This window comes from Pseudomonas kilonensis (assembly GCF_001269885.1).
GTDB lineage: Bacteria > Pseudomonadota > Gammaproteobacteria > Pseudomonadales > Pseudomonadaceae > Aquipseudomonas > Aquipseudomonas kilonensis.
Genome location: NZ_LHVH01000015.1, coordinates 35,443 through 42,495, shown reverse-complemented (window position 1 = coordinate 42,495; position 7,053 = coordinate 35,443). Strand labels below are relative to the sequence as shown.

At 61.9% G+C, this 7,053-nt stretch carries 6 protein-coding genes; 4 read left to right on the top strand and 2 right to left on the bottom strand.

The annotated features are described in order from the left end of the window. Positions 1-108: 108 nt before the first annotated feature. Positions 109-1,023 (bottom strand): LysR family transcriptional regulator, encoded by a 915-nt coding sequence (locus tag AD662_RS05965; protein ID WP_053186016.1) that lies wholly within the window; start codon positions 1,021-1,023, stop codon positions 109-111. Between the two features lie 104 nt (positions 1,024-1,127). Here AD662_RS05965 and AD662_RS05960 point away from each other — a divergent pair, with 104 nt between their 5' ends. The 3 genes from AD662_RS05960 (at position 1,128) to AD662_RS05950 (ending at position 4,279) form a co-directional block, all read left to right on the top strand. Beyond that, positions 1,128-1,727 carry a short chain dehydrogenase gene (locus AD662_RS05960; RefSeq protein ID WP_018610811.1) on the top strand — a complete coding sequence of 200 codons (600 nt, stop codon included), beginning with the start codon at positions 1,128-1,130 and terminating at the stop codon, positions 1,725-1,727. A 190-nt stretch (positions 1,728-1,917) separates the two neighbouring features. Continuing rightward, positions 1,918-2,592 carry a COG3650 family protein gene (locus AD662_RS05955; protein WP_053186022.1) on the top strand — a complete coding sequence of 225 codons (675 nt, stop codon included), beginning with the start codon at positions 1,918-1,920 and terminating at the stop codon, positions 2,590-2,592. Between the two features lie 73 nt (positions 2,593-2,665). Then, positions 2,666-4,279, top strand: a complete 1,614-nt coding sequence (locus AD662_RS05950; protein ID WP_018610809.1) for an NAD(P)/FAD-dependent oxidoreductase — start codon at positions 2,666-2,668, stop codon at positions 4,277-4,279. Positions 4,280-4,447: 168 nt separating this feature from the next. Here the strand turns inward: AD662_RS05950 and AD662_RS05945 are convergent, their stop codons facing one another. Next, positions 4,448-5,542: a PLP-dependent cysteine synthase family protein gene (locus AD662_RS05945; RefSeq protein ID WP_053186013.1), complete on the bottom strand. Its 1,095-nt coding sequence runs from the start codon at positions 5,540-5,542 to the stop codon at positions 4,448-4,450. Positions 5,543-5,810: 268 nt separating this feature from the next. On the opposite strand from AD662_RS05945, the gene nhaA reads away from it, so the two are divergent. Beyond that, positions 5,811-6,998, top strand: a complete 1,188-nt coding sequence (gene nhaA / locus AD662_RS05940) for a Na+/H+ antiporter NhaA (RefSeq protein ID WP_018610807.1) — start codon at positions 5,811-5,813, stop codon at positions 6,996-6,998. Positions 6,999-7,053: the final 55 nt, after the last annotated feature.

Here is a 7,053-nt window from a genome sequence, read left to right as displayed (position 1 = left end):
TTGCTCGCGAAGGCGGCGGCACATCCAGCATTTATGCAAGCTGACCCACCGCCTTCGCGAGCAAGCCCGCTCCCACAAGGGGGTGTCCAATGGTGTCAAATGGCTGGGCTATCGCTGCAGCCGATCCAACGCCTCGCCGCTGCGCTTGAACCAGTCGATCAAGTAGTCGGCGAGCACCTGAGTGCGCTTGGGTAGGCCGCCCTGGTACGGGTGCACCAGGTACATCGGCATGCGCCGGGTCTGGTAGTCGCGCAGCAGCCAGTGCAGGCGTCCATCGGCCAACTCTTCATGCAGCAAATACGACGGCAGCCGGGCGATTCCGGCGCCGGCCAGGGCGGCTTTTTTCAGCAGGCTGTAGTGATTGCTGGCGAACGGTCCCGACACCCGGACCCGCAGCAGCTCGTGTTGCTGGTGGTAAAGCCATTCTTCCCGACCGCTGTAGTGGCTGTTCAGCAAGCAGCGATGTTCGGCCAGGGCCTGGGGCGTCTCGGGTTCGCCATAGTGTTCGAGGTAGGCCGGACTGGCGCAGGTCATTTCGTGCCACGCCAGCAATGGCCGGGCCACCAGTCGCTCATCGATAGCGGCGTCGGAGCGGATCGCCAGGTCGAAACCATCGCGGGTCAGGTCACGGTAACCGTTGTTGAGCTCCAGTTCGATCTGTACGTGGGGATACGTACGAGCGAACTCCATCAGCAAGCCCTCAAAGAACGTTTCACCCAACGAAACCGGAACCGTCATACGCACCGGCCCAGAAATATCGTCCTTCAAACGCGCCAATGCCTGACGTGCCCGTTCCACCTGCACCAACAGCGCCTGGGCCTGGGGCAACAACGCCGCCCCTGCCGCCGTAAGGCTCAAGCGCCGCGTGGTGCGTTGCAGCAACACCACCGAAAACCGCCTCTCCAACAGACTGATGCGCTTGGACAACTGGCCCTTGCTGCACCCCAACTGCTGGGCCGCCTGGGTGAAGCTGCCGGCCTCCATCAACACGGCAAACGCCGCCAGGTCATCCATTTCGCTCATTGGATTGTTTCCAAATGAAAACCAAAGGTTGCCTATTAGCATGATTATCAATGGAAAGAACCTCTCTAGACTGAAAACTCATTCAACCCATTGAGGAACAGCTCATGAAAATCCTGTTGATCGGCGCCAACGGCACTATCGGTTCGGCCATTGATAACGAACTGTCGCCGCGCCACGAGATCATTCGGATCGGCCGCCACAGCGGTGACCTGCAGGTGGATATCAGCGACAGCGCTTCAATCCGCGCGCTGTTCGCAAAGACCGGCCGTTTTGATGCCCTGGTTTGCGCCGCCGGCAACGTCACCTTTGCACCCCTGGCCGACATGACCGAAGACAGCTTTGCCCTGGGTTTGAAAGACAAGCTGATGGGCCAGGTCAACCTGCTGCTGATCGGCCGTGAATTCGCCAACGACGGCGCGTCCTTCACCTTCACCACCGGCGTACTCAGCCACGATCCGATCAAGAGCGGTGCGTCGGCGGCCCTGGTCAACGGTGCCCTGGACAGTTTCGTGCGCGCCGCGGCAATCGAGTTGCCACGGGGCTTGCGGGTCAACTCGGTGAGCCCGAACGTGTTGCTGGAAGCCATGGACAAATACGCCCCGTACTTCCGCGGCTACAAACCGGTCCCGGCCGTCGATGTTGCATTGGCCTACGCCAAGAGTGTCGAAGGCCTACAAACCGGTCAGACCTTTCACGTGGGCTAGCCGACGCTCTACCCGTAGGAGCTGCCGCAGGCTGCGATCTTTTGATCTTTCGCTTGCGGTGCAAGTGTCTGGGAAAAGATCGCAGCCTCGTTGCACTCGACAGCTCCTACACAGCTCCTACACGGCTCCTACGGGTTGTGATGTGGGATCAGTCTGAGTAACGTGGCGGCACTTGTCTGGAGACCCAATGATGCGTGCCGCCCGCTCCCTGCTGTTTGTCGCCCTCCTGCCGCTCTTCACCGGCTGCCAATTGCTCGACGCCCCTCGTCAGAGCGCCTCCCACGCCGGCCAGACGCGCATGCAGGGCGAGCTCACGGCAGCCGATGGCAAGCTGGTGTTCCAGCCGTGCCAGGAACAGCACCGCTACATCGTCAACGACAGCGGTGGCACCAGCGTGCTGCAACAGGCCGCCAGCCTGGCCGATGACCAAGGCAAGCTATTTGCCGATGTGCGCGGTCGTATCGTCTCCAGCGCAGCAGCCGGCACCGACAGCCAGTTGGACCTGGAGCAGTTGTACCGCCTGGAACGCTCGGGCAGCGCTTGCGATGAAGGCAATTTCAAACTGCTGGTCTTGCGTGCCGCCGGTCATGGTCCGGAGTGGAACCTCAAGGCCAGCGGCAAGGGCATGGTGCTTGAGCGTGAAGGCCAACCGACGCTGGCGGTGCCCTACCTAGAAGAACAACTGGGCGACGGCCGCTTCAACCTCAGCACCGAAGCCAACGGCCAGAAGGTCGAGCTCTGGCTGGCCGCCCAGCGCTGCGTCGACAGCACCACCGGCAGCGTGCAACACATGAGCGCCGAATTGCGGGTCAACGGTCAGGTCCAGCGTGGCTGCGCCTACTTTGGTGGTGCGCGCAACGACTGATTCACAGCTTTTGGCTTATAATCGCCGGTTCACGCCCTGGTGCAGTTGTGCATCCCGCGAACCGGATCCCACCATGTTACGAATCACCGAACTCAAGCTGCCGATCGACCACCCCGAAGAAGACCTGCGCCCTGCCATCCTGCAGCGCCTGGGCATCGCCAGCGATGACCTGCTCGACTTCACCTTGTTCAAGCGCAGCTACGACGCGCGCAAGAAATCCTCCGAACTGTGCTTCATCTACACCATCGACCTGACGGTGCGCGACGAAGCCAGCCTGCTGCGCAAGTTCGCCGATGACCGTAACGTCAACGAGGCGCCGGATGTCGGCTACAAAGTGGTGGGCCAGGCACCGGCTGACCTGAGCGAGCGGCCGATCGTGGTCGGCTTCGGCCCGTGCGGGATCTTCGCCGCCCTGCTGCTGGCACAGATGGGCTTCAAGCCAATCATCCTCGAGCGTGGCCCGGAAGTGCGCCAGCGCACCAAGGACACCTGGGGCCTGTGGCGCAAAAGCGTGCTCAACCCCGAATCCAACGTGCAGTTCGGTGAAGGCGGCGCAGGGACGTTTTCCGACGGCAAGCTCTATAGCCAGATCAAGGATCCGAAATTCCTTGGCCGCAAGGTTTTGCACGAATTCGTCAAGGCCGGGGCGCCGGAAGAAATCCTCTACGTCAGCAAGCCGCACATTGGCACGTTCCGTCTGACCGGCGTGGTGGAAACCATGCGTGAGCAGATTCGCGCCCTGGGTGGCGAAGTGCGCTTCCAGCAGCGGGTTACCGATGTGCTGATCGAGGACGGCCAACTGGTCGGCGTCGAACTGGCCAGCGGCGAACAGATTCATTCGAAACATGTGATCCTGGCCCTGGGCCACAGCGCCCGGGACACCTTCCGCATGCTCCACAGCCGCGGCGTGTACATGGAAGCCAAGCCGTTCTCGGTGGGTTTCCGTATCGAACACCCGCAATCGCTGATCGACAGCGCACGCCTGGGCAAGTACGCCGGCCATCCGAAACTCGGCGCCGCCGATTACAAACTGGTGCACCACGCCAAGAATGGCCGGTCGGTGTACAGCTTCTGCATGTGCCCGGGCGGCACCGTGGTGGCGGCGACGTCCGAGCCGAACCGCGTCGTGACCAACGGCATGAGCCAGTATTCGCGCAATGAGCGCAACGCCAACTCCGGCATTGTCGTCGGCATTACGCCGGAAGTGGATTATCCGGGTGGCCCGCTGGCCGGGATCGAGCTGCAAGAACGCCTGGAATCCCACGCCTTCGTGCTCGGCGGCAGCAACTACGAAGCCCCGGCGCAACTGGTGGGTGATTTCATCGCCGGCAAGCCGTCTACGGCACTGGGCAGCGTCGAACCTTCCTACAAGCCAGGGGTGTCCCTGGGCGACTTGGCCCTGGCCCTGCCGGACTTCGCCATCGAAGCGATCCGCGAGGCCCTGCCGGCGTTCGAGAAACAGATTCGCGGTTACTCGCTGCACGACGCCGTGCTGACCGGCATCGAAACCCGCACTTCATCGCCCCTGCGCATTACCCGCAACGAATCGCTGCAGAGCCTGAACGTCAAGGGCCTTTTCCCGGCCGGTGAAGGCGCCGGTTACGCGGGCGGGATCCTGTCGGCGGGCGTGGACGGAATCCGGATTGCCGAGGCGGTGGCGCGGGATATCCTCGGCCTCGAGGCCTGAAGGGCCAATGCTGTTCACTCAAGGCTGGATTTGTTGCTTAAGTGAACAGCATGACCCTGTGGGAGCGGGCTTGCTCGCGAATGCGGTGCATCATTCACTGATAAGTTGACTGACCCAGCGCCTTCGCGAGCAAGCCCGCTCCCACAAAAGACCTCAGGGTTTTCAGGATCAGATGTTCGCCCGCAACACACTCTCAGGCAGCGCCTCGCCCCGCTCCACACTGGCCGCCACGATGTCCATCAGCTCACTCAACTCATACCCCTGGGCCTTGAGCCACGCCGGGTCGTAATAGGTCGTGGCGTAGCGCTCGCCACCGTCGCACAAAATCGCCACGATCGACCCCGACTCACCCGCATCCACCATCTGCCGGGCCGCCATGAGGGCGCCGATCAGATTGGTGCCGCTGGACCCGCCGACCCGTCGTCCCAAGCGCTGGGCCAGGTAATGCATGGCCGCCAATGACAAGGCGTCCGGGACCTTGACCATCGCATCGATGACTTTCGGCAAGAACGACGCCTCGACCCGTGGCCGGCCGATACCCTCGATGCGTGAACCGCAATCCAGGCGCAGGCTGGCATCGCCGCTGCGGTAGTAGTCGAAGAACACTGAACGCTCGGCGTCCGCACACAGCACGCGGGTGCCGTGCTGGCGATAACGCACGTAGCGCCCCAGGGTGGCGGTGGTGCCGCCGGTGCCGGGGCTTGAAATCAACCAGCTCGGCTCCGGGTGCCGCTCGAAGCGCATCTGCTGGAAGATCGATTCGGCAATGTTGTTATTGGCCCGCCAGTCCGTGGCGCGCTCGGCATAGGTGAATTGGTCGATGAAGTGCCCATCATGCTCGTGGGCCAGGCGCTCGGATTCGGCGTAGATCTGCGTAGGATCGTCCACCAGGTGGCTCTGGCCGCCATAGAAAGCGATCTGTGCGATTTTTTCCCGGGAGGTGGTCGCCGGCATCACCGCAATGAACGGCAGGCCCAGCAACCTGGCGAAGTAGGCCTCGGAAATCGCTGTCGAGCCGCTGGAGGCCTCGATCACCGGCGCACCGGGCTTGAGCCAGCCATTACACAACGCATAGAGAAACAGCGAACGCGCCAGCCGATGCTTGAGGCTGCCGGTGGGATGGCTGGATTCATCCTTGAAATACAGTTCGATGCCCGGCAGGCCAGGCAGCGGCAGCGGAATCAGGTGGGTATCGGCGCTGCGCTGGAAGTCAGCCTCGATGATGCGGATCGCTTCGCGCGCCCACTGGCGGTGGTCGTTCATGGTGTTTTCTCACTGGCTCGGTTCGACGCAGGGAAACCTGGTGGTCATGCAGGCGCAACGTGGTCTCGGAAAAACCAGTCGCAAGCTTAGGAAAAAACCTACATCGCGCACAGGTACAGCTAAGGTCCAATATGGCCCATAACTGCCCGACTGCGTGGCGCTGGCGTTGTAACGACATATAACAAAAAAGAATATAACTTTTGTTTTAACAACTAACAGTACGGGTTAGGGTGTGCCATCTTTTTGATTCAATGAATGGAGAGCGATCGTGGCTCTACGCAATTCTCTGACACGTTTTTTCCAACTGGAGGCTGCCAGCGGCCTGCTGCTGATCGCCGCCGCCGTGTTGGCCCTGGCCATCAATAACTCGCCCCTTTCCTGGCTGTACAACGGCCTGCTGGACACGCCGGTGGTCGCCCAGGTCGGCGCATTGAAGATCGCCAAACCCTTGCTGCTGTGGATCAACGACGGCCTGATGGCGATGTTCTTCCTGCTCATCGGCCTCGAGGTCAAGCGTGAGGTCCTCGATGGGCAACTGTCGAAACCTTCGCAAATCGTCCTGCCGGGCGCAGCAGCGATCGGCGGCATGGTGGTACCGGCCCTGATCTACTGGTTCCTCAACCGCGACAATCCGGCCGCCCTCGCTGGCTGGGCGATTCCGACGGCCACCGACATCGCATTCGCCCTCGGCGTGCTGGCCTTGCTCGGCAAACGGGTGCCGGTGTCGCTCAAGCTGTTCCTGATGACCTTGGCGATCATCGACGACCTGGGCGCCATTATCATCATCGCGATTTTTTACTCCGGCGCCCTGTCGACCTTGTCGCTCATGCTGGCAGCCGCCTGCATCACTGCGCTGGTGGCGATGAACCGGATGGGTGTGGTCAAGCTCGGGCCCTATATGGTCATTGGCCTGATCCTCTGGGTCTGCGTACTCAAGAGCGGTGTCCATGCCACGCTGGCCGGGGTGACTCTGGCGTTCTGCATCCCGCTGCGCACGAAAAACGCCGAGACTTCGCCACTGCTAACCCTTGAGCATGCCCTGCATCCCTGGGTGGCCTACGGCATTCTGCCGCTGTTCGCCTTCGCCAATGCCGGCCTGTCCCTGAGTGGCATCACTGTCGAGAGTTTCACCCATGACGTGCCGATGGGCATCGCCATTGGCCTGCTGCTGGGCAAGACCATCGGCGTCTTCGGCCTGACCTGGCTGGCCGTGAAGATCGGCATCGCCAGCTTGCCCGCCGGCGCCAATTGGGGCCAGGTATTGGGTGTGGCGATTCTGTGCGGTATCGGGTTCACCATGAGCCTGTTCGTTGGGTCCCTCGCGTTCGAGCCGGGTGTGAGTGATTACGCCGGCATGGACCGGATGGGGATTCTCACGGGTTCGATCCTGGCGGCGTTGCTCGGTTATGCGGTGACGGCGGCGGCCAGTCGCAAGCAGCCTGCATTGCCAAGCTGATTCCTGGCTGCCAGGAGGGGTGTGCATATCCGTTGCTGCGGTAACGGCTGCTTAA